The organism is Clostridium bornimense, from assembly GCF_018917145.1.
Classification (GTDB): domain Bacteria; phylum Bacillota; class Clostridia; order Clostridiales; family Clostridiaceae; genus Clostridium_AN; species Clostridium_AN bornimense_A.
In genome coordinates this window covers 1-21,036 of record NZ_JAHLOD010000007.1, presented here as the reverse complement: position 1 = coordinate 21,036, position 21,036 = coordinate 1, and the positions used below count along the sequence as shown (strand labels likewise).

The 21,036-nt window shown below is 26.6% G+C and carries 29 protein-coding genes and 1 pseudogene; 6 read left to right on the top strand and 24 right to left on the bottom strand.

Annotated elements, in window-relative coordinates; all coding sequences use genetic code 11:
- Window positions 1–76 precede the first annotated feature (76 nt).
- Window positions 77–166: pseudogene (locus KQI30_RS03810) on the top strand (NADH peroxidase); the annotation flags it as partial.
- Window positions 167–186: 20 nt separating this feature from the next.
- On the opposite strand, the gene KQI30_RS03805 reads toward KQI30_RS03810, so the two are convergent.
- The 7 genes from KQI30_RS03805 to KQI30_RS03775 all read right to left on the bottom strand — a co-directional run bounded on the left by KQI30_RS03805 (window position 187) and on the right by KQI30_RS03775 (window position 4,177).
- Window positions 187–768, bottom strand: a complete 582-nt coding sequence (locus KQI30_RS03805) for a hypothetical protein (protein ID WP_216461882.1) — start codon at window positions 766–768, stop codon at window positions 187–189.
- Window positions 769–798: 30 nt separating this feature from the next.
- Window positions 799–1,311, bottom strand: a complete 513-nt coding sequence (locus tag KQI30_RS03800) for a GNAT family N-acetyltransferase (protein WP_216461881.1) — start codon at window positions 1,309–1,311, stop codon at window positions 799–801.
- A 627-nt stretch (window positions 1,312–1,938) separates the two neighbouring features.
- Window positions 1,939–2,151, bottom strand: a complete 213-nt coding sequence (locus KQI30_RS03795; RefSeq protein ID WP_216461880.1) for a hypothetical protein — start codon at window positions 2,149–2,151, stop codon at window positions 1,939–1,941.
- A 183-nt stretch (window positions 2,152–2,334) separates the two neighbouring features.
- Window positions 2,335–2,589 (bottom strand): hypothetical protein, encoded by a 255-nt coding sequence (locus KQI30_RS03790; protein ID WP_216461879.1) that lies wholly within the window; start codon window positions 2,587–2,589, stop codon window positions 2,335–2,337.
- Window position 2,590: 1 nt separating this feature from the next.
- Complete coding sequence (locus KQI30_RS03785; protein WP_216461878.1) at window positions 2,591–3,070, bottom strand: DUF3990 domain-containing protein; 480 nt, start codon at window positions 3,068–3,070, stop codon at window positions 2,591–2,593.
- Window positions 3,070–3,285, bottom strand: a complete 216-nt coding sequence (locus tag KQI30_RS03780) for a DUF3791 domain-containing protein (RefSeq protein ID WP_216461877.1) — start codon at window positions 3,283–3,285, stop codon at window positions 3,070–3,072. The genes KQI30_RS03785 and KQI30_RS03780 overlap by 1 nt, the downstream gene beginning before the upstream one ends.
- A gap of 271 nt (window positions 3,286–3,556) precedes the next feature.
- Window positions 3,557–4,177, bottom strand: coding sequence for a DUF488 domain-containing protein (locus tag KQI30_RS03775; RefSeq protein ID WP_216461876.1), 621 nt, complete (start codon window positions 4,175–4,177; stop codon window positions 3,557–3,559).
- 124 nt (window positions 4,178–4,301) lie between these two features.
- On the opposite strand from KQI30_RS03775, the gene KQI30_RS03770 reads away from it, so the two are divergent.
- Window positions 4,302–4,472, top strand: coding sequence for a hypothetical protein (locus KQI30_RS03770; protein ID WP_216461875.1), 171 nt, complete (start codon window positions 4,302–4,304; stop codon window positions 4,470–4,472).
- A gap of 112 nt (window positions 4,473–4,584) precedes the next feature.
- On the opposite strand, the gene KQI30_RS03765 is transcribed toward KQI30_RS03770, so the two are convergent.
- Window positions 4,585–7,743 carry a DEAD/DEAH box helicase gene (locus tag KQI30_RS03765; protein ID WP_216461874.1) on the bottom strand — a complete coding sequence of 1,053 codons (3,159 nt, stop codon included), beginning with the start codon at window positions 7,741–7,743 and terminating at the stop codon, window positions 4,585–4,587.
- Window positions 7,744–7,929: 186 nt separating this feature from the next.
- On the opposite strand from KQI30_RS03765, the gene KQI30_RS03760 reads away from it, so the two are divergent.
- Complete coding sequence (locus tag KQI30_RS03760; protein WP_216461873.1) at window positions 7,930–8,463, top strand: RNA polymerase sigma factor; 534 nt, start codon at window positions 7,930–7,932, stop codon at window positions 8,461–8,463.
- Window position 8,464: 1 nt separating this feature from the next.
- Window positions 8,465–9,829: a DUF4179 domain-containing protein gene (locus KQI30_RS03755; protein ID WP_216461872.1), complete on the top strand. Its 1,365-nt coding sequence runs from the start codon at window positions 8,465–8,467 to the stop codon at window positions 9,827–9,829.
- Between the two features lie 112 nt (window positions 9,830–9,941).
- Here KQI30_RS03755 and KQI30_RS03750 read toward each other — a convergent pair whose 3' ends face one another.
- Together KQI30_RS03750 and KQI30_RS17305 are read right to left on the bottom strand one after the other, a co-directional pair.
- The gene (locus KQI30_RS03750; protein WP_216461871.1) at window positions 9,942–11,447 is read right to left on the bottom strand and encodes an ABC transporter ATP-binding protein; all 1,506 of its coding nucleotides are present in this window, start codon (window positions 11,445–11,447) and stop codon (window positions 9,942–9,944) included.
- Window positions 11,448–11,573, bottom strand: a complete 126-nt coding sequence (locus KQI30_RS17305; RefSeq protein WP_301281798.1) for a hypothetical protein — start codon at window positions 11,571–11,573, stop codon at window positions 11,448–11,450. It abuts the gene before it with no gap.
- 425 nt (window positions 11,574–11,998) lie between these two features.
- Here KQI30_RS17305 and KQI30_RS03745 point away from each other — a divergent pair, with 425 nt between their 5' ends.
- Complete coding sequence (locus tag KQI30_RS03745; RefSeq protein ID WP_216461870.1) at window positions 11,999–12,439, top strand: Hsp20/alpha crystallin family protein; 441 nt, start codon at window positions 11,999–12,001, stop codon at window positions 12,437–12,439.
- Window positions 12,440–12,779: 340 nt separating this feature from the next.
- Here KQI30_RS03745 and KQI30_RS17015 read toward each other — a convergent pair whose 3' ends face one another.
- Window positions 12,780–12,989 (bottom strand): hypothetical protein, encoded by a 210-nt coding sequence (locus tag KQI30_RS17015; protein ID WP_253287373.1) that lies wholly within the window; start codon window positions 12,987–12,989, stop codon window positions 12,780–12,782.
- A gap of 405 nt (window positions 12,990–13,394) precedes the next feature.
- On the opposite strand from KQI30_RS17015, the gene KQI30_RS03735 reads away from it, so the two are divergent.
- Entirely contained in the window at window positions 13,395–13,835 is a 441-nt protein-coding gene (locus KQI30_RS03735) for an Hsp20/alpha crystallin family protein (protein ID WP_216461869.1), read from the top strand.
- Between the two features lie 169 nt (window positions 13,836–14,004).
- Here the strand turns inward: KQI30_RS03735 and KQI30_RS03730 are convergent, their stop codons facing one another.
- The 13 genes from KQI30_RS03730 to KQI30_RS03670 all read right to left on the bottom strand — a co-directional run bounded on the left by KQI30_RS03730 (window position 14,005) and on the right by KQI30_RS03670 (window position 20,896).
- Window positions 14,005–14,541 (bottom strand): hypothetical protein, encoded by a 537-nt coding sequence (locus tag KQI30_RS03730; RefSeq protein WP_216461868.1) that lies wholly within the window; start codon window positions 14,539–14,541, stop codon window positions 14,005–14,007.
- Window positions 14,542–14,695: 154 nt separating this feature from the next.
- Window positions 14,696–15,241, bottom strand: coding sequence for an imm11 family protein (locus KQI30_RS03725; protein WP_216461867.1), 546 nt, complete (start codon window positions 15,239–15,241; stop codon window positions 14,696–14,698).
- Window positions 15,238–15,381 (bottom strand): hypothetical protein, encoded by a 144-nt coding sequence (locus tag KQI30_RS03720; protein ID WP_216461866.1) that lies wholly within the window; start codon window positions 15,379–15,381, stop codon window positions 15,238–15,240. Before KQI30_RS03720 ends, KQI30_RS03725 begins: the two co-directional genes overlap by 4 nt.
- Before the next feature lie 197 nt (window positions 15,382–15,578).
- On the bottom strand, window positions 15,579–16,037 hold the full coding sequence (locus tag KQI30_RS03715) for a hypothetical protein (RefSeq protein WP_216461864.1): 459 nt from the start codon (window positions 16,035–16,037) through the stop codon (window positions 15,579–15,581).
- Between the two features lie 105 nt (window positions 16,038–16,142).
- Window positions 16,143–16,955: a hypothetical protein gene (locus KQI30_RS03710; protein ID WP_216461862.1), complete on the bottom strand. Its 813-nt coding sequence runs from the start codon at window positions 16,953–16,955 to the stop codon at window positions 16,143–16,145.
- A 64-nt stretch (window positions 16,956–17,019) separates the two neighbouring features.
- Window positions 17,020–17,490: a hypothetical protein gene (locus tag KQI30_RS17010; RefSeq protein WP_253287372.1), complete on the bottom strand. Its 471-nt coding sequence runs from the start codon at window positions 17,488–17,490 to the stop codon at window positions 17,020–17,022.
- 106 nt (window positions 17,491–17,596) lie between these two features.
- On the bottom strand, window positions 17,597–18,142 hold the full coding sequence (locus KQI30_RS03700; RefSeq protein WP_216461861.1) for an imm11 family protein: 546 nt from the start codon (window positions 18,140–18,142) through the stop codon (window positions 17,597–17,599).
- Between the two features lie 125 nt (window positions 18,143–18,267).
- Window positions 18,268–18,675 carry an SMI1/KNR4 family protein gene (locus KQI30_RS03695; protein ID WP_216461859.1) on the bottom strand — a complete coding sequence of 136 codons (408 nt, stop codon included), beginning with the start codon at window positions 18,673–18,675 and terminating at the stop codon, window positions 18,268–18,270.
- A gap of 14 nt (window positions 18,676–18,689) precedes the next feature.
- Window positions 18,690–19,202: an HNH endonuclease gene (locus KQI30_RS17005; protein WP_216461858.1), complete on the bottom strand. Its 513-nt coding sequence runs from the start codon at window positions 19,200–19,202 to the stop codon at window positions 18,690–18,692.
- A 191-nt stretch (window positions 19,203–19,393) separates the two neighbouring features.
- Window positions 19,394–19,705: a hypothetical protein gene (locus KQI30_RS03685; protein WP_216461856.1), complete on the bottom strand. Its 312-nt coding sequence runs from the start codon at window positions 19,703–19,705 to the stop codon at window positions 19,394–19,396.
- 14 nt (window positions 19,706–19,719) lie between these two features.
- On the bottom strand, window positions 19,720–20,019 hold the full coding sequence (locus tag KQI30_RS03680) for a hypothetical protein (protein ID WP_216461855.1): 300 nt from the start codon (window positions 20,017–20,019) through the stop codon (window positions 19,720–19,722).
- Window positions 19,980–20,225 (bottom strand): hypothetical protein, encoded by a 246-nt coding sequence (locus tag KQI30_RS03675; protein WP_216461854.1) that lies wholly within the window; start codon window positions 20,223–20,225, stop codon window positions 19,980–19,982. The genes KQI30_RS03680 and KQI30_RS03675 overlap by 40 nt, the downstream gene beginning before the upstream one ends.
- 122 nt (window positions 20,226–20,347) lie before the next feature.
- The gene (locus KQI30_RS03670; protein WP_216461853.1) at window positions 20,348–20,896 is read right to left on the bottom strand and encodes an imm11 family protein; all 549 of its coding nucleotides are present in this window, start codon (window positions 20,894–20,896) and stop codon (window positions 20,348–20,350) included.
- Between the last annotated feature and the right edge of the window lie 140 nt (window positions 20,897–21,036).

Here is a 21,036-nt window from a genome sequence, read left to right as displayed (position 1 = left end):
TTATCATTAACTACAATTATAATATAACAATATATTGTGACAGTTGTATGTCCACTATAAGAATTTAATATGAATTTCAATTCATGATACTATTCATGAAATTTGTAAAGATAAAGCTAGACATAGTAAGATATTTGAGGGACTTCTCAAAAGATATTTCGGATAATCAGACCAACAAACTGAGATTTATAAAATTTCAAATTTTATAACACAAGGATTTTTTCCATTACTATCTAAAGGAGAAGATACTATTTCAAGAGTCTTCAATTTTACTCCTAACATTATTTCATAATGATGTTTAAAATGTCCTGCACAACAAAAACAGTAATTTTTTGATACACTATAATCATATTTAAGCCCATTAAAATTTGAGCATGCACATAAATACTTTTTTCCATTTGAATAACTTACAGCTTTTACCGTTATGGTTCCGTCTTCATTCCTTAAAGGTTGTCCCATATTGGAAATAACCTTTATTTTCTCAAGTTTTTCATCAATGGAAAGCTGAAAATTTTCCTTTGCAAAAGCTTTTGATGTCTTTTCTCTTTTTCCACCCTTACAACAAGCATTCCATTCAAAAACATCTTGGAGTTTATGTGCCTCCACTTGCTCAGTCATAATATCTACTGCTCGTTTAAAGTAGTCCGCCTTTGTTTTCTTAGGTGTTTTATCAACAATATCTTCATATCCTTCATTGATTTGTAAAATGACATCCCCACCTATATCAAACTTTTCTAAAGAAATCTTAAACTTTTCTGGACTTGGCATATCATTTACCTCCATAAATTCTAATTTGCATCATATTGATGTCTCTATTTCAAATCCAAATTCATGCAATACAAAGTCATCGTCAATTATTTCATCATAAATTCCATCAACCTTCTTAAACCCATTTTTTATATAAAGATTTATCGCAGGTTTATTTATATCAACAACAAAAAGTCTTAAATATTTAGCACCTTTATCTCTTGCAAGATCAATTGCCTTATTAAGCATTACACTGCCAATACCTTTTCTTGAATAATTTACATTAACTCCAAGTCTATCAATATATAATGCTTTATCATGTTTGTTTGCCCATTTCACATACTTAGCTCCTGCATTTGAATCGCATAAAGCAAAAGCAGAAACTATCTCATTGTTTTCCTCTAAAACATAAAGACGCTTATTTTCAATATCATCATAAAAAAACTCACATGGATAAATTTCATCCCAAATCTGAATATTGTCTTTATTCATATTATCGATTATTTTTTCATATACCGCTTTAAGCTGTGGCAAGTCATCAATATTAGCCATTCTTAAATTCATATTACCACCTCTACAAGTTCTAATTTTTCTATCACATACCATTATATAACAACTCTATTAACAACACACTTATTTCCATATAAAAAAAAGAATGATCATTAAAGACCATTCTTTAAATAAAAAGGGAAATTACTTGAAAAAAATTAACTATTATCATTAACTACAATTATAATATAACAATATATTGTGACAGTTGTATGTCCAATATAAGAATTTAATATGAATTTCAAAAGTTACGTCACGTATATATCAAAACATACTTTATAAATTGGAAGTTACCACTCACAATAGTTCACTAATTGTGAAATCTTTTATTATTCATAGCACATATCTCCTTAAACTATCTCTCTATTGAGACACTGTATCATTATACATCGGAAACTCATCTGCCACATAATTTTTAAACATACGCTCCCTATCTGATAATGTATATGAAAAATCCATAACATCAGCTCCTAAACTATCCATGGAATGAATTTAATTATGAGATGTTACTCTAAACTTAGATTAAAAATAAGCTTTATACACAAAAAGTGTCCCCTGAGGACACTTTTTGTAGTTATTATAATTAAAAATATAAAAGCACAATTATTATATCTGTATCATCATCTATACCTGATGTATGAGTCAATAAATGCTCATTCCTAACTTATAAGCTTCCTCTAAAGCTTTATTTCCCTTTATATCTCCTTTATCCTTTACCCCTCGTACAAGAACCCTACCAGCATCTTCTAGTTTAAAAAAATCTAACACTAACTTATACTGTATTTCAATAGCATCAAAAACAGCAGATAAACCTTGTTTTTTATTATAATACTTATAAAAATAATAATATCTCATATAAGAAAAGAGTTAGCTATTTAAACTAACTCCACCACATATTAAACAGATTTTTATTTAGCACCATTAATATTTTCCCATTTTAATATTATTCTTTTCTATAAATATTTTCTATAAAAAAAGCTAGTACTGATAATACTAACTTTTCTCATATATAACTTTTAATGTTCATTTAACTTATCTTTATCTTTTGATACTGTGAACAAACTCACATGGGTATCCTTTTTCTTTTTTTAATCCATATTCAAGCATTAATTCATCTGTCAGATACACTTCTCCTTTACAATGCATATCTCCAATTCCATGGCTTATAAGTTCATAAGTTTCTGATTTATAAAAGTAATCCATACTTTCCTCTAAATCTTTCCCTGTAATCTTTGAAAATCTTAAAATTATCTTTTTATATAAAGATTGTAATAGTACTCTATGCGCTTCCATATTACACCTCTTCCGCTTTTATAAACTTTAAATGTAAATCTATAACCTCTTGATTTACAATACAAATCTGATTATTAGGTTTATAATACTTTAACCTTTTTAATGTTTCTTCTTTAGAAATTAAATTATCAATATATAATTCCATAGTATTATATACCCTATCATCTGCTATACCACCAATCAAAATATCATGATCCTTATAAATAAAACTTCCATTTCTACATTCAAGTATAAAATCTAACCATTCTTCATCATAATTACTAAATATTTTAATCTTATAAGCTTTTTTTATTTTTTCTAATTCTAATTCATAAATATTTAGATAAGCTTTCTTCCCTCTTATCTTAAACTTTTTTGACCAATTTATAGCTTGTTCTTTGATATTAGTTAAATAAAATCCTTTTCCAAAATCTAAAGCCTCTCTTGAATATCTTATATCTGGCTTATTTACAATACAATATGACCCATGATAAACTATCATTATAAAACACCTTTCATTTTCATAACCTCGATTAAATCATTCACAATATAATCCTTACTTTGAGAATGTAATGCTTCATAACAACCTATTATATAATTATCCAATATATCACTATCAAATCTTAAGCTATTATATATTTTTTCTGCATCTATATTCAATTTTTCTGATAAACTCTCTACACAAAATATAGCAAACTCTAAAGTTTTTTCATTCATTCATTTCACCTGCTATTTATCTTTTTTATAATTATATCCTATTATTTTGTTTATATAAATATTTTTTATAATAAAAAGCCAGCATCTAAGTACTAACTTTCCATAATTCCTATATAACTTTTAATGTCCAATTCTCACAACTCCAAATTAAAATTATTCATATTGCTCCTACCCCTTATGTTCAATTCATAACATAGCTGAAATTGCATAAATATCCATACAATTATTAATCATCTAATAGATAGTCTTTACAAAAATAAATAGGAATTTCCTATTTACTCTTCAACTTCTCAATCCTATATCCTATTTCTTTATTTGCAAGTTTATACCCTTCTTCTATCATTTCTCTCTCATCAATACCATTTCCTATTAGTGAATCCATAGTTATTTGTGCCCTATCACTAAAATATTTATCTAGTAGCTCTGACTCTAGATTTTCCTGGGATGCAATAGAATAGTCATCTAAAATATGCCTAACATTAAATCCACTTTTTATTAAATAACGTCCTAATAAAATTCCTCTCTGACAACGAATTGGATCTTGAACTGCTCCTAATAATACTATTCTATAACCCTTATTACATCCTATCTTCAATCTCTCAACACCTTTTATAAAAGATTCTTCATGAACTGCTTTTTCAAAATCGCAATATCCCTCATTATTATAAGAAACTCTACTTTCTCTTTTTGCTGCTAACTCTCTTCCCATATAAATATATACATAGCCTTTTTTATTTAATGTTTCCTTTAAAGATTCCTTATCATATTGAACATTATATTTTGAATAAGGTATAGCTCTAGTATCAACAACGCAATTTATATTATATTTTTCTAGCATACTTAAAAATCGATCCATAGAATAATTTGAATGTCCTATTGTGTAAATATCCATAGTTTCACCTTTACCTTTATATTAATATTAGTATCTTATCAATTTAAATATTTATTCAATGCTGATGCCTTATTAGGAAATAATTTTTTACATATCAACACGATTATTTTTTAGCAAAGATTTAATGTCTAAACTTGAATGTTTGATGTTAAGTATTCGAAGAGATTCTTCATTTGATGAATTTGTTATATTGAAAAGATTATCTAATGAATTAAAATCAAAACTGGCTTCAGCTAATTTGAATTTAAATCTTTCTGATGATTTTGAAGTTTTAGAACCAGAATTATATGATTAATTTATTACAAAGTGTCCCCGGCGGACACTTTTTGTAGTCATCAAATTAAAAAATATAATAAAAAGGATAGCAAATATTGTTCTGCCATCCTCAATATTAACTTTAAAAATATTTATGAAAATAAATCCATTAATTGCTCTTTTGTAAGATCTCCAAGTAATGAACCATTTGATAAATTACCGTCAATTACATCATTTATCAATTTCTTTTTCTCATCTTGCATTGTTATAATTTTTTCTTCAACAGTTCCTTTTGCAATTAATTTTATTACTTCAACTACATTTTTTTGTCCCATTCTATGAGCTCTATCTGTAGCCTGTTCCTCTGCTGCTGGATTCCACCAAGGGTCAAAATGAATAACAACATCAGCACTAGTTAAATTTAAACCAGTTCCTCCTGCTTTTAATGAAATTAAAAACACCTTACTTTTTTCACTATTATTAAATTCTTCTACTAATGCTAATCTATCCTTTGCTTTTGTAGAACCATCTAAATATAAATATTCTATCTTATTCTTTTGTAGTTCCTTACCTAGTATATCTAATACTGATGTAAATTGAGAAAATAATAAAATCTTATGATTATTTTCAATATCATCTTTTATAATTTCCAACGCTACATCAATCTTTCCACTGCCACCACTATAATTTTCTACTACCAAACTTGGATCTAAACAAAGTTGTCTAAGGGTAGTTAAATAAGAAAAAATAGTTATTTTATCCTTTGTAACATCTTTATCTTCTAATTTTTCTGATATATCTTTAACATAAGTGCTATAAATCTTCTTTTGAGTATCTGTCATCTCAACAAAATGTTTTTTCTCTATCTTTTCAGGAAGTTCTATCATAACATCCTTTTTTAATCTTCTTAAAACAAACGGTCTTATAAGATGTTTTAGCTCTTCATTTCCATCATTATCATTTATAAATTTATTCCTAAAACTACTTTCTGTAAAAAGATATCCTGGCATTATAAAATCAAAAATTGACCATAATTCAATTAAATTATTTTCAATAGGTGTTCCTGTTAATGCTACTCTCATAGTAGAGTTAATCTCCTTAACTGCTTTTGATGTTTGTGCTAATGGATTTTTTATATTTTGTGCTTCGTCAATTATACAATAGTGGAATTTTATTTTTTTAAATTCATCTATTTCATTTCTAAGAACTCCATATGTAGTTAATATAACATCAAAATCCTTATAATTTTCTATAACTTTTTCTCTACTTTCTTTATCACCGTGAACTATTCCTATTTTAAGATTTGGTGCAAAATTATTAAACTCATTTTCCCAATTGTAAATCAGTGACGTTGGAGTTACGATTATTGCCTTTTTACCTTTTTCACTTAATAAAAATGCTATAGTTTGTATAGTCTTACCAAGTCCCATTTCATCAGCTAATATACCACCAAAGTTATACCTATTTAAACTTTTTAGCCACTTAAAACCTTCAACTTGATATTCTCTTAATGTAGCATTTAACTCCTCTGGAACCTTATAATCAATATTTTTCTTATTATTAAATCCATCTGAAATATCTTCTACCAATTCTTTTCCTTCAACTTTAGGCATCTTTTTGTCTTCTAAAATATTATTAAGATATAATGCCTTACTATTATGAATTTTTATAGATCCATTATTTGATTTATCTGCAACCTTATCTATAAAATTTAAAAATTCATTTGTCTCATCATCACGTAAATCAATAAAGCTATTATCTTTTAACTTATAATACTTTCTTTTTGATTTAAAAGCTTTCAATATATTGTTATATTCTTTTGGTGAAATATATCCTATAGCAAAATCAAACTTTAAAAAGCTACCTTTATCCTCTTTAATTGATGCCGATATAGATGGTGATCTGTATATTTTAGGCTCCTTAAATTTGTTAGAGTAAAATACCTCTCCAATTTCTTTTAATTTATTTATCTTTTTATCTATAAACTCAAATAAATCTTCCTCTGTACCCTGAAAAATAAATTTATTTCTATTTTCATAGAATTTCGCATCAGCAAGTGCTCTTTTAACTTTTGTTTCTGTCTTAATATCTCTAATAATTAATTCATCACTTTTATTATCCTTTTTATATAATTTCCCATCATAAAAATATCTTACATCACAAGATATCTCATCACCTTTTCTATCTAAATAAAATTCTACAGTACAATTACGCCTAATATTTTTACTAATTTTATCATCTAGATTTACATTCTCCGATATTTCCTCAACTATAGGTAAAACAGTTTCTATAATGTTACTAAGGTTTTTCTTATCAAATTTTATACAATTGTCCTTTACTAATTTACCATGAAAATACTTAAGATTTTCATATTGATTTCTAGAAGGTAAATATACATTCCCTTTACAAAACATAACATCTCCCTTTGATGTTAATGGTATTGGTAACTCTTTATTACTTAATAATTGAATACAATCATCATCTTCTTTTATTTCAAAATCTAGTGGAACATCACACTTATATACCTTAGGCTTATATGAGTTATTATTAATATTTAAAGTAAATGATTTGTCTCCTAAAGTTAAAATAAGTCTCTTTAATGCATTATTCACAAAAACTATACTTTTTCCACTTAAAGTATCAAACATATCTGATCGCTTTTGTAATTCTACATACTCTTCAAAATAATCTAAAATTTCATTATCTCTTTCAGAAAAATAATGCCTGCTACCGTCAAAGGTGAAATTTTTTCCATACTCAATTATATCCTCTTCTTCAATAGCCTCAATGAGCTTTTTTATACTCTTTACTACATACATTTGTGATGTACCTATTTTCATTTCTCCTTCAAATCTACCATTTCTCTCACAAATATAAACTTCTAAATCCACAAGTTCTTCTCTCGTTTTATGTAATTCCAGCACATCTATAAGATTATTTCCATACTCTTTTTCTCTTTCATCCTGAATATTCTCTGTATCTTTCCCTTTGTTACACGCTTCAAAAAAAAGACCTAACGCCACTATATGTTTACATATTAAATATTCACTACTAAATCTGCTATTATAAAAATCCATACAATCACAAGACATAGTAGTCAATCTTTCGCTTCTACTATTAAACCCAAGTTTTGCATTATATTTGTAATACTCATCTTTTGAACTTACTGTACCATGAATATCGATTATTCCATCCTCCATAGTAAAATATGCATCAGATATTTTATTTTTTATTAATAACTCCTCACCTCTTCTATACCTATTATTATCAGTTGCCTCTCTAATAAGTTCATGTAAATTATCAACCTTCATTTTTTTCTCCGCTCTTTAACTATATATTTTTTGATACACACATTTTATCATAAATAATTTTCAGACTACAATTTTTATTTAAAATAATACTATTGAAATTTTTTCTATATAAAAAAATTTTTGTAACATTTTAATTGATTGAAATATCTAATTAGTGTAAATTTAATCTAGTAAAGGAGGTTAATTATGGAAGCTACTACTATACCTACTACATCTTCTAATTTAGATACTGTTACTCTTGCCAAAAAAGGTGATAGACAAGCCTTTATATCATTAATGGAAAGTAACAAGATTTCTATGTATCGCGTAGCTAAAAGTATATTACATAATGAATGTGATATAGAAGATGCAATGCAAAATACTATAATACTGGCATATGAAAAAATTTATAAACTCAAGAAAAATGATTATTTTAAAACATGGCTTATACGTATTCTCATTAATGAATGTAATAAGGTGCATAAAAAGAATAAAAAGACTATATCCCTTGAAAAAGTTAAAGAGGAAAGTACTCCCTCGCCACAATGTATAAATATCGATTTGTATAACGCATTAAATAGCTTAGATGAAAAGTTACGATTAGTAATAACATTATTTTATTTCGAAGATATGACTACAAAAGAAATATCAAAAGCAATAGGTATTTCTGATAACGCTGTGAGAACTAGACTTTTTAGAGGACGTGAAAAATTATATAAATTATTAGGAGGTAATAGTTAACATGGATAATAAATTAAAAAATGAACTTTCTAAAATAAAAGATAATATTGAACTACCAGATAGCTATAAATTTAAATTTAAGAAGACTTTGGATACTTTGCCTAGTAACGTAAAAAGGAATAGCTTTAAATTTTGCTCATTAAAAGTTTCAGTAGCAGTTGCACTTATATCAACTCTTACTATTGGATCTGTAGTATTTGGTGAAGATGTAAAGGTTATTAAAGATAATGTTATATCTTTTTTTAATGGAAAACCAACTACTACTGTAGGATTAAAAGATAAAATTGAATCAATTAGCACACCTGTAAATATCAGTGATGAGCATGATGGAGTAAAATTTACTTTAGAAAATATGTCAATAGATGATAACTTCTTAATTTGTTCTTTTACTATTGATTTAGCCTCAAAAGATTTACTATTCGATCCAACATCTGGATACCTTAACTATATGCCCGATATCTCATATATCATCAACGGTAAGAGGAGTTATTCTACCCCTAATACTGGTGCTGAAACAGATTCATATAAAGAATCCGAAACAAAAATTAAACTTATTCAAAGGGTCAGCCTTGCAAATTACTCTATAGAAGATAAAGGGGATATAGAAATAAACTTTTATAACAATTGTTATAAAAATGATGAAGAAATATACTGGTCTATAAAAACTTCTTACGATAAAACAAAATCAAAAGCATATACAAGAAATGTCCCTATAGATAAAGATATACGATTTAACACTTCTTACTCTGATGAAGTACCACCTACTAATATGAAAATTAAAAATGTTTGTTTTTCACCTCTAGGAAATCAAATTGTTATCGAAAGTTGTAATAGTAATTTTATCTTAATGGATGATAAAAATAATTATCTAGAGACAATAGCACAATATCACGATTATGATGGTGACAAATCAATTATGTCTATAGAATTTTTAACACCTAGTACTGACATTTCATCATTAAAACTTATTCCTGTATGCCAAACTGATACAGATGTTCCTCATATAACACCTTTATATGACTTAGATAACATGCCTTCTTCCATAGATCTAGGTGATAAAAAAATAATAATTGAAGATGTTTCCACTAAAGATGGTAAGATTAATTTAAAATATCATTATGATGGATACCATGTTTTTGATTACGTAGAAACTAGTATATATGATGAAAATGGTACCCAATTAGGTGATAGAAACGACCATGGTTATGGATATAGAATTTTTGATAGAAATTCAAACTCCTATATTACAACTCATGGATTTTACACAGATGCTAATTTCCAAAAAGCTAAAAAAATTAGTTTTTATATGGATTCTCCTATAGAAATTAAATATGATGAAGCTTACACAATAGACTTAAATAAATAAGACTTATAATATAAAAAGGATAGCAAATAAACTACTTTGCTATCCTTAATACTGATTTTAAAAAAGGGTTTATGAAAAAAATAAAAATGTACGTCACGTACATTTTTATTTTTTAACTAAGAATAATTTCCTTATTGCATATCGTTTCAATTTCATTATTATGAGAAACCGCAATTAAAGTAATACCATTTTCTTTTAAATATCTATCAAGATTTCTTATCAAACTTTTCTCTGTTGTCTTATCTAGTGCACTTGTCGCTTCATCTAACACTAATACACTTGGTTTTCTAATTAAAATTCTCGCTAGGGCGATTCTTTGCTTTTGTCCACCAGACAAATTAGAGCCTCCTTCTAATATTTCATAATCTATACCTTTTTCCTCAATAAGATTATCAATACAAGCTACCTTTGCAATTTTTGCAATTTCATCATCAGTAAAATTATCTCCTAAAAGCAAATTTTCTTTTAATGTTCCCTCAAAAATAAATGGCTCTTGAGTCATCATTAACATATTATCATATAAACTACTTTCCTTCACCTTCGATATATCCTTATCATTAATAGTAATTTTTCCATTATTAACATCATAAAAATTCATAATCAATTTTAATAATGTACTTTTACCTTTTCCACTCTCACCTTTAATAAAGATTCTATCTTCCTTTTCTATTTTATACTTAAAATTCTCTAAAATAGTTTTATCACTCCAAGAAAACTTCTCAATATTAATATCAATTTTTTCTACATCGCAATTAAATTCTTCTTTTTTATCATTATCTTCAACATCAAATATAAAGTCATAAACTCTATCTGCTGCACCAAGAGCTTGCTTAGATCCTTGATAATAATCAGTAAGATTTGCTATAGGTTCTACTAAACTTGCTAAATAGGTGTAAAAAGCTATTAATGTTCCTATTGTAATTTCCTTATTGTAAGCAAAATATGCTCCTAAAATTAAAATCATTACTGGCAAAAAAATAGTCATAATTTCATTTATCGCTGCTACAGTTACTTGAAGATTTATTACTGTTTTTATCTTAGAATAATATTTTTTATTCACAGCATCATCAAATTTTTTAGAAAAATACTCTTCTTTTTGTAAAGTTTTTATATTCACGATACCATTGACATTTTCTATCAATAATTGTTGCATATCTGCAAATGCTTTTCTTTCATCTCTATATGCATCTCTCATATTCTTATTTACTTTAACAAGTAATAAATAATATATTGGCAATATAATAAGAACTATCAATGCTAATTTAATATTAAATGAAAATAATACAATCATAACAATAGCAATTTTAAATAAGTTAAGTATAAACATTAGTACCTCAATCCCTGCACTTTCTGCTATAGAACTTCCATCATTTAATACTCTTGATGCAATGTCCCCTGTTGTATTACTATCAAAAAACTTTATCGGTTTTCTTATCATACTTTTATACATCTTATATCTCATATTATTAATTAATTTACTACCAAAATAATGCCATCTTTTTACTTGATATAATTCAGATATAAAGGTGAAAATACCCCAAAATAGTATCTTATAAAATACTTTAACTAAATCTTTAAAAGGGATACTATTATTAATTCCATCTACTAATCCTTGCACTTAATAAACTAGAAATGTATTTGCTATTACTGATATTGAGCATATAAAAAATAAAAATATCTGCTCTTTTCTAAGATCTTTAAATATCTTTAGAAGCTCACTATATTTTACATTATTTTTCTTCATTAAATCTTTTCCTCCAAATAACTAATCTATTCTATAAATTATACTATTTTTAATATTATTTTACAAAATATTTATATGTGTATTTTTATTGCAAAACTTCATATATGCCTCACTTTTACTATATTTCATATCCTTATCAACTTAATCGATTATAAAGATATTAATGTGAATATTATTAACATTTTAAAATTGTTAGCACTCTCATCAAGTGAGTGCTAAAAAACGAAGATATTCAAAGTATTTTTAAGATTTATTGCATTATTTTTTTAACCCATTCTCTCATGAATCAATTTTATTTTTAATAAATCATAATGGATTTTGATTATATTTTCCCATAATTCTATAATATAGACATAAAGAAAAAAGAAAACAATAAATAATAAAACAAATAAAATCCAACAAAGATTTTAAAGGAGGTCTTTTATATGTTCGGATTAATACCTTTTAATACTAATTCAATTGATAACAAAGGAGATGGATTCGGAAACTTATTATCAGACTTCTTTAATGACGACTTCTTTACACCATTTTATAAAGAAGCTAATGCTTTTAAAGCTGATATTAAAGAAACCGAAAATGAATATTTAGTAGAAGCTGAATTACCTGGTGTCAAGAAAGAAGATATCTCTCTTGAATATAAGGATAACAACTTAACTATCTCTGCTAAAAGAGATGAAACTATCGATGAAGAAAAAGATAACTACGTAAGAAAGGAACGTCATCATGGTACCTTCTCAAGAACTTTCTACGTAGAAGACATAAAAGAAGATTCTATTTCAGCCAAGTTTGATAATGGTGAGCTTATCGTAACCTTACCAAAACTTCCAAAGACTGAAGAAAAAGTTAATAAGATTGATATTCAATAATCAACTTATTAAAAACAACAAAAGTGTCCCCTGAGGACACTTTTTGTTGTTTTCATGATATTTATGACAAGTTTACTCCTTTGAAGATACATTCCTCAAAACACTTAATTGTAAATCAGATATTTTTTTTGATATGTAGGCATCTTAAGATTAATCCCATACTTTACACAATTATCCCTCAATATATAGTCTAAACTATTTATATTTTTAACAAAACATTTATATCTACTTCCATATATCTTTTCGTATCTTTCTCTAATTCCCGGAAACTTATCATCAAGATTTTTATAATAATAATCTTTCTGCCTATCTCTTAAGTCATACCGAACCAAAGAACAATTTATTTTACACCATAATAATCTGCCTTTTTCACGATATCTACTATATTTTCCTCAGTATCTTCAATAAATGGCAATATCGGCATCATTGTAATACTCGTGCATATTACTATAGTAGACAGAATACCTAAAGCTTTAAACCGATCTGTAGAAGAAGGTGCAAAAGTTTCCACTTTTCTAGCAATAATATCGTCTGTTGTAGTAACTGTCATAGCTACAAAAGTTTTCTATCTTATAACATAAACTTCTCGAATCACAATATATACAACGATGTTCACATCCCCTATAAATATTAAAAAGATAACTTGTTCCAAACCATTTTGTCTATATTATATAGTAACAATGCTTTAGTATTCTATAAAAAGTACATCCAAAGATATTTTGTTAGCACTCTCATCAAGTGAGTGCTAAAACGCAAGATTTTTAAAGATATTTTAAGATTCATCATAATATTTTCAAACTGCACTATGCTATAATCCATTTTAATTTTTAACTAAACTAAACGGATTTTGCTTATATATGCTGTAAATTCTATAATATAGGCATAAAGAAAAAAGAAAACAATAAATCAATAAAACAAATTAAATCCAACAAAGATTTTAAAGGAGGTCTTTTATATGTTCGGATTAATACCTTTTAATACTAATTCAATTGATAACAAAAGAGATGGATTCGGAAACTTATTATCAGACTTCTTTAATGACGACTTCTTTACACCATTTTATAAAGAAGCTAATGCTTTTAAAGCTGATATTAAAGAAACCGAAAATGAATATTTAGTAGAAGCTGAATTACCTGGCGTCAAGAAAGAAGATATCTCTCTTGAATATAAGGATAACAACTTAACTATCTCTGCTAAAAGAGATGAATTTATAAATGAAGAGAAAGATAATTATATAAGAAGAGAACGTCATTACGGCAACTTCTCAAGATCTTTCTATGTAGATAATATAAATAAAGACGATATCCTAGCTAAATTTGAAAATGGAGAATTAAAAATTGTATTACCTAAAATAGAAAAAACTTCTCCATCTTCAAATAGGATAGAAATACAATAATCACTATGAATATATATAACTCATTTTATTTCCCAAATCTATTATAAACAACAAAAAAGTGTCCCCAGGGAACACTTTTTGTTGTTTTAATAATCTTTATATATTTATAATTTACAGCCACATCTTTCTTTTTATTAAAATTATGCACTAATCTTCTTCTTCTCTACTTTCAGAATGATGCGTAATTATAATTTTGTTTAATAATTCTTTTTAAGTTTTTTATACTTTCTGCCTCTAATAACCTATAATTTATATTATATATTTCCTTTATTAACGAATCACTTGCTCTTATAATACTATTAATAAATTCATCTTTACTTATTTTTATATTATCCCACTCACATTGCTCAACGTCATCAATTTCATCATTTGAGAAATTCGATCTTCCCTTTACTTTTCTCACATTAATTAAATCTTCTTCAACTTCTAACCATATATAGATTCCATCAGTTTCAGGTATATCCATTTTAGAACTATTCAATTTATTCAATTCATATATCATCTCATTTAATAATGTAAACCACCAAATTAGCCACTCTACTGCAACATTAACTTCTTTATTTACAAAGCCTATAATTTTCCCATTAAAATTAAGTTCTATTTGCCCCTCTATATCTCCATCAAAAATTCGTATGAACTCATCTAAACTTATATATTTTAATTCCTGTACTGTACCATCTATAATTCTATATTTTATAGTAAACATTTTACCCTCCTATAATCCAAAACCTGATAATGCTGCTCCAAACGTCATACCTATAGATAAAAATCAGCATTATGCATGTATACACATAATACTGATTTTATAGTTTCTATCTAACTATATTAATTCTGAAAATAATATAATAAATATGTAAATATTATTTACTCTTTTCAGAATCCCAAAGTTCAATAAAATCAAAACCTTCTAACTCAGAATTAAGTACCTTATTTCTAAATTCATCAGATACAAGTACTATGCTTCTAGGATATTGTTTAATTTTAAAAATATGCTGATTTTTTACCACATCTTCCTTAAATGAATATTTTACAAATCTCATAATCCTACCAGAATGCGGAAACCTCTTAATCTCAGAATTTTCAAAATCAATACAATCTTGAACATTAGTCACATTTATTAAAAAATATTTTTCTCCATCATGTTGAAGAGGCAAAATTTCAGCATTGTCCTCTAAATACTCCCTTAATACTTTAACAGCCCTTTCACTAAATACAGGAATTGAACCAAATAAACTTGGAATATCTCCTTTTTTTACGTTATCCATATTTTCAATACGAAAAGGTCTCCATCTATCTTTTATACTTTTCCCATCAAATCCATACTCCATAAATTCCTCAAATTCGTCGTCAGCTATATCAAAGTTATCATAATTATTAGCATCTGCATCTAGCTCCCATATTTTCATATTTTTATCCTCCTTATATCAAAATGGAAATGTACCATTAAGTAATTGTTCTCTAATTTCATGTAAAATATATATAATAATTCCACACCTGCATATACTACTAGTGAAATTGATATAACTACATCAATTGCATCTTTCATAGTAGCTGCCCCCACAACAGGTATTGAAAAGAAACCTGTACCTGTAACTACTGCTACTTTAGTTGATGCTTTTTTTCAATTTAACTATTACTTATTCTATACTTACTTTTAAATTATTTCAAAAAAGAAACTTTAACTATAAATAAAATTTATAATTAAAGTTTCTTTAGGATAGAGATTAAACTACAAGAAATAATTTATGGTTTCCCTTTGAATATAGTAATATATTCAATAGGAAGTAATTTTTCAATAGAATCATAATCATACTCAATGTAGTCATCTGTTAAAGCATCTATATCTAATAATTCAAAACATATTCCATCACAATCTTTAATAGCATATGTAGGGCATATTTCATATGCTTCATAATAATCTCCTATATATTTTTCAACATCTGATAATGTAGATCCAATTCCTATAATGTTTCTAAATTTCCCTTTGAAATCTCCAAAAACCGTAATTTCATCTAACTTTTTTTCATCATTTGAAAACAGTACCATAAAATTTTCAAATAAAATTCTAAAACTACAACTATATCTAACTTCTTCTGATTTATCATCATCTCCATAGAGAGTGCTAAATTCTTCATATGTCATTCCTAAATAAATATTCCCAATTCTATCTCCTGCAATAATTTCTGAATCTGCTAATTTCATTATTTCACCTTCTTTATATACTTAATAAAATTCTTTTATATTCTCATCAAACTTAATATTATACATCTTTTCACTATCTATAATTACAAATTCAACTTTAATCAACTATAAGTTGTGCAATTGAAACATATCAATTTTAGAATAATTCACATCTGATTGACTACTACTCAATGTAACAAGAAAAATATTATTGGCTTTTTTTAAGAATCTCGCTTTTAAAAATATAAATTCCTTATTTCTATCTATTATTTCTTTATAATATCTTTTAAGTATCTCTATTGTATTTTCATTTACTATAGCAAATGTTTCATCTATAAATTCTATATCGAGAAAATCGTCTGAAACATTATTAAGAACTTGTTTAGTTTTGTACCTAAAGTTAATCATATTAATATTACAATTCTCATCATATATAATTGCTATGTATTCATCAGAAAACACTTTAATAACCTTATACTTCATTAACTCTTGATAAAAGTTATATAAATTAGGATATAATCTTTCGATTTCTTTATAATCAATTTTTTGTATTGTTTTTTCATGTACACAAATGTTATAAAACTCATCCTTATATGTTGTTAAAATTAAACTATTCTCATTCCATTCATATAAAGTTGAAAAAATTAAATCCTCTAATCCATTTTTAAGACTAATCACCTTGTACTGATAGTCTTCAATATTAATATATACCATACACTCATTATCTGGACAAAATAATAAAATCTCTCCATTTTTATTTACGAAAGATGAATATATTGCTATACCTTTAAAAATCTTCAGTCTTTTTATTACATTAAGATTGCTATCAAGTATTAATATACCTTCATAATTATCATTGATGATTATTTTATCTGATAAAACTTCCATAAAATATATATCATTATCAGTTTGCTTAAGTTCTCTTATTTTTTTTAACATCTAAATCCTCTTCCTAAAATAAATATTTACCATAAAGAAACTCTATAGCTTTATGTTAAATATCTTATTTTATGTTAATTTTTTTGGTTGCATCTGCAGTTCCTGGTATTAATTCTCCAGTTTGCGGATTAGCTTCACCAATATGATTTCCCTTCTTATCAAATACCTCTAAATGTGCCGCCTCACCTGTATGAAAAGTATCGCGATAATAATACTTATCTCCATTTTTATAAACTTGAGCACCTTTAACTTTAATATTAGTCTTCTGATATTCTTTTTTTCTTAATATAGTTTCCTTATCTATTGGTACACGATTATCTTTTATATAATCAGGTACTTCAGTAGTTTTCTTACTAGCTTCCTCAAGCTTATAAAGGTCATCGTCCATCTTACTCTTTATATATTGTAATTCACATCCTGCATATGCTGCAACATATACTGATACTGCACCTTCTATAGTTGCGCCAAGTGCAACAGATTCTGATGCTGGTACAGTTATTAATCCAAAACCTGATAAAGCTGCTCCAAACGTCATACCAATAGATAAAAATCAGCATTATGCATGTATACACATAATACTGATTTTATAGTTTCTATCTAACTACATTAATTCTGAAAATAACATAATAAATATGTAAATATTATTTACTCTTTTCAGGATCCCAAAGTTCAATAAAATCAAAACCTTCTAACTCAGAATTAAGTACCTTATTTCTAAATTCATCAGATACAAGTACTATCCCTTTAGTCTTTTGTTTAATTTTAAAAATATGCTGATTTTTTACCACATCTTCCTTAAATGAATATTTTACAAATCTCATAATCCTACCAGAATGCGGAAACCTCTTAATCTCAGAATTTTCAAAGTCAATACAATCTTGAACATTAGTCACATTTATTAAAAAATATTTTTCTCCATCATGTTGAAGAGGCAAAATTTCAGCATTGTCCTCTAAATACTCCCTTAATACTTTAACAGCCCTTTCACTAAATACAGGAATTGAACCAAATAAACTTGGAATATCTCCTTTTTTTACGTTATCCATATTTTCAATACGAAAATGTCTCCATCTATCTTTTATACTTTTCCCATCAAATCTATACTCCATAAATTCCTTAAATTTGTCATCAGCTATACAAAAGTTATCATAATTATTAGCATCTGCATCTAACTCCCATATTTTCATATTTTTATCCTCCTTATATCAAAATAGAAATAAAACCCACGTAATTTTTTTAAATCTTCTACAGAAATTAATAAGGATATGGATTAAACAATTTAGATATTATGATATACTAAATAATAATCTAATTAGTCGTGTAACATTTGTATAAATTCTGCAAAATTATTACATACAAATTTTTTATCATTAATCTTCTCATGATTCCAAAATACAATTTTACTTCTTCCATCATTAAAATCATAACAAAATAAATTACCGAACGGGTCTTCTGCTATTGGTATTAGTTTTGTGTTTTTTAGATATTCAGTTTCCTCAAAAATATCAAGTATAAAACTTACATCATATTCCAAAAAGCTAACCAAATTATTTACAATTTCATCATTTTCATTAATAGTAATTTTATTTGGACTAGGATAACCTCCATCATATTTTTTTATGATAGATAGAAAATCTTCAGGGAAATTCACTTTTAAAACATCCTTTACATTTTTTATCATCTCATCTGTTATTATATGATTCTCATAATTCCAATTCATCTAAAATCTCCTTTCTAATTTCCAGGTCCCCAGATACTGAATCCACCCGTATGACCTGTTTGTCTATGTATCTTTCTATTAACAAGTTGCATCTTTCCTGCATCTTGATGATGATGCCATGTGTATGCCTTTGGCACCCCTCCTTCTTTGAATATTGCAATTTCAGCATCTGTAAATTGACTTCTTAAATTACTGTCTTTCATAATGTCATTGTAAAGTGCTTTACTTGCTCTATCAAAATGTGTACCTCTTGACTTTAGATAATCTTCTGGGTTAAGTTGCATACTATATTTTGATTCAAATATTGGAAAACCATTTGAATCAAATTCCACTCCAGAAACGGGATGCTTTTTACCTGCTAAATCCATTCTTCCTACTGATGTACTACCACCATTACTAGCTTCATCAAGCTTATGTAAATCATCATTTGTTTTATAAGCTATATATATTACTTCCGCACCTGCATATACTACTAGTGAAATTGATATAACTACAGCAATTGCATCTTTTATAGTAGCTGCCCTCACAACAGGTATTGAAAAGAAACCTGTAGCTAATGCTACTCTAGTTGATGCTTTTTCTAATTTAACTATTACTTATTCTATACTTAATTTTAAACTATTTTAAAAGGAACTTTAACTATAAATAAAATTTATAATTAAAGTTCCTTTAGTATAGAAATTGAACTATTCTCTTTCTAATATAGCTAGAATAGAACTTACTTAGCTTTAGACTCTATTAACTTTATACATTCATATATATATTCATTTAATAAATCTAAATCTTTACACTTTTTATGTAAAATCGGATTATCCCATCGGTTATCTTTTATAATATAAATTTCAAAATTTCCTTCCCTATCAAATTCAGGATACCATCCCATATCTATAATATAATTATTATCATAACTAACTTGTAACAAATCTTCCTTTAATAAATCAATCTGATCTTTTAATGGAATATCTTTATTTACATTAAAGTCAATATACTTTTTATTTATGCCTTTTCCAAAATTAATATTTTCAAACAAATGTACTCACTCTCCTATTTTATTAACTTCTTATATTCAGATTCTATTATTGGATGTCCATGTATTGTTCCACCACTCATTTCAACTCTCATATATTTAGTTTCAGCTCCAGCGCTAGCACCAATGATGTCACCAAACTCCATAACTCCCCATGTTTTCCCATTGGTTGCAAGGGTGCCTTTTTCCCATACCATTCTCTCTAATGCTTCAATATCTATTCCTGGTTTATATTTTGCCGGACCATTTTCAGTCGATTTAATTATATCTTTCCAACTCATATTCTTTTGAAGAAAATGTATCCATGCTTTGTCCATTTAATAGCTTCATTTGACTCCTTACTAGCTTCCTCAAGCTTATAAAGGTCATCGTCCATCTTACTCTTTATATATTGTAATTCACATCCTGCACGCACTGCAACACATACTGATGCTACACCTTCTATAGCTGCTCCAAGTGCGACAGATTCTGATGCTGGTACAGTTATTAATCCAAAACCTGATAAAGCTGCTCCAAACGTCATACCTATAGATAAAAATCAGCATTATGCATGTATACACATAATACTGATTTTATAGTTTCTATCTAATTTCAAATTTTACTTATATTAAATTTTAAAAATATATTATTGTATTCTATATATCATTAATCATCTTTACTATCCCAAACTAATCTAAATTTAAATCCAGTCAAGTTATTAAAATCTACTATATTTTTAAATTCATCAGATACAAAAGGTGCTGCTAATAATTCATCTTTAATTTTAAATATATTTTCACCAATTAATTTTTTTTCAATAAAACTATACTTTTTAAATCGTAATATTCTTTTTCCATCTGGAAACATCTTGTAAATAGATTTTCCATAGTCTACACAATCTAATACATTTGTAATATTAATTGCCCAAAAATCTCTCTCATCATTAATCAATGGTAAAATTTCTACAAAATCAGAAATATAATTTTCCAATATATCTTTGGCTCTTTTATCTATAACCGGTATATGAGAAAAAAATCCTGGGGCATTACTAAGTGGTAATTTTTTTTCTGGCTCTAATCTAACTACTTTTACTTTTTCCCAATCCTTGTCATGTTCTCTTCCATCAAACTCCCGTATCTTTTCGATGCTCCATTCCTTATCTGTTTTTAAATCATCATATTCATCTAAGCCAAATTCTAATCTCCATATCCTCATATATTAACCTCTTTCTTATTTTAGATAGTGTAAAGTTTATTTACACTTCTTTCTTTAAAAATCTTTATATATCAAGGTTTTAGAAGTTTTTTTGTATAAAAAAACAACGACCCCCTGATTTCTATGTTAAAATTGAATCT

What these genes read in the sequence shown, in the direction of transcription:
- KQI30_RS03805 (WP_216461882.1), bottom strand. Translation starts at nt 768, where the DNA reads ATGCCAAGTCCAGAAAAGTTTAAGATTTCTTTAGAAAAGTTTGATATA.
- KQI30_RS03800 (WP_216461881.1), bottom strand. Translation starts at nt 1,311, where the DNA reads ATGAATTTAAGAATGGCTAATATTGATGACTTGCCACAGCTTAAAGCG.
- KQI30_RS03795 (WP_216461880.1), bottom strand. Translation starts at nt 2,151, where the DNA reads ATGAGATATTATTATTTTTATAAGTATTATAATAAAAAACAAGGTTTA.
- KQI30_RS03790 (WP_216461879.1), bottom strand. Translation starts at nt 2,589, where the DNA reads ATGGAAGCGCATAGAGTACTATTACAATCTTTATATAAAAAGATAATT.
- KQI30_RS03785 (WP_216461878.1), bottom strand. Translation starts at nt 3,070, where the DNA reads ATGATAGTTTATCATGGGTCATATTGTATTGTAAATAAGCCAGATATA.
- KQI30_RS03780 (WP_216461877.1), bottom strand. Translation starts at nt 3,285, where the DNA reads ATGAATGAAAAAACTTTAGAGTTTGCTATATTTTGTGTAGAGAGTTTA.
- KQI30_RS03775 (WP_216461876.1), bottom strand. Translation starts at nt 4,177, where the DNA reads ATGGATATTTACACAATAGGACATTCAAATTATTCTATGGATCGATTT.
- KQI30_RS03770 (WP_216461875.1), top strand. Translation starts at nt 4,302, where the DNA reads ATGTCTAAACTTGAATGTTTGATGTTAAGTATTCGAAGAGATTCTTCA.
- KQI30_RS03765 (WP_216461874.1), bottom strand. Translation starts at nt 7,743, where the DNA reads ATGAAGGTTGATAATTTACATGAACTTATTAGAGAGGCAACTGATAAT.
- KQI30_RS03760 (WP_216461873.1), top strand. Translation starts at nt 7,930, where the DNA reads ATGGAAGCTACTACTATACCTACTACATCTTCTAATTTAGATACTGTT.
- KQI30_RS03755 (WP_216461872.1), top strand. Translation starts at nt 8,465, where the DNA reads ATGGATAATAAATTAAAAAATGAACTTTCTAAAATAAAAGATAATATT.
- KQI30_RS17305 (WP_301281798.1), bottom strand. Translation starts at nt 11,573, where the DNA reads ATGAAGAAAAATAATGTAAAATATAGTGAGCTTCTAAAGATATTTAAA.
- KQI30_RS03745 (WP_216461870.1), top strand. Translation starts at nt 11,999, where the DNA reads ATGTTCGGATTAATACCTTTTAATACTAATTCAATTGATAACAAAGGA.
- KQI30_RS17015 (WP_253287373.1), bottom strand. Translation starts at nt 12,989, where the DNA reads ATGACAGTTACTACAACAGACGATATTATTGCTAGAAAAGTGGAAACT.
- KQI30_RS03735 (WP_216461869.1), top strand. Translation starts at nt 13,395, where the DNA reads ATGTTCGGATTAATACCTTTTAATACTAATTCAATTGATAACAAAAGA.
- KQI30_RS03730 (WP_216461868.1), bottom strand. Translation starts at nt 14,541, where the DNA reads ATGTTTACTATAAAATATAGAATTATAGATGGTACAGTACAGGAATTA.
- KQI30_RS03725 (WP_216461867.1), bottom strand. Translation starts at nt 15,241, where the DNA reads ATGAAAATATGGGAGCTAGATGCAGATGCTAATAATTATGATAACTTT.
- KQI30_RS03720 (WP_216461866.1), bottom strand. Translation starts at nt 15,381, where the DNA reads ATGAAAGATGCAATTGATGTAGTTATATCAATTTCACTAGTAGTATAT.
- KQI30_RS03715 (WP_216461864.1), bottom strand. Translation starts at nt 16,037, where the DNA reads ATGAAATTAGCAGATTCAGAAATTATTGCAGGAGATAGAATTGGGAAT.
- KQI30_RS03710 (WP_216461862.1), bottom strand. Translation starts at nt 16,955, where the DNA reads ATGTTAAAAAAAATAAGAGAACTTAAGCAAACTGATAATGATATATAT.
- KQI30_RS17010 (WP_253287372.1), bottom strand. Translation starts at nt 17,490, where the DNA reads ATGACGTTTGGAGCAGCTTTATCAGGTTTTGGATTAATAACTGTACCA.
- KQI30_RS03700 (WP_216461861.1), bottom strand. Translation starts at nt 18,142, where the DNA reads ATGAAAATATGGGAGTTAGATGCAGATGCTAATAATTATGATAACTTT.
- KQI30_RS03695 (WP_216461859.1), bottom strand. Translation starts at nt 18,675, where the DNA reads ATGAATTGGAATTATGAGAATCATATAATAACAGATGAGATGATAAAA.
- KQI30_RS03680 (WP_216461855.1), bottom strand. Translation starts at nt 20,019, where the DNA reads ATGGACAAAGCATGGATACATTTTCTTCAAAAGAATATGAGTTGGAAA.
- KQI30_RS03675 (WP_216461854.1), bottom strand. Translation starts at nt 20,225, where the DNA reads ATGACGTTTGGAGCAGCTTTATCAGGTTTTGGATTAATAACTGTACCA.
- KQI30_RS03670 (WP_216461853.1), bottom strand. Translation starts at nt 20,896, where the DNA reads ATGAGGATATGGAGATTAGAATTTGGCTTAGATGAATATGATGATTTA.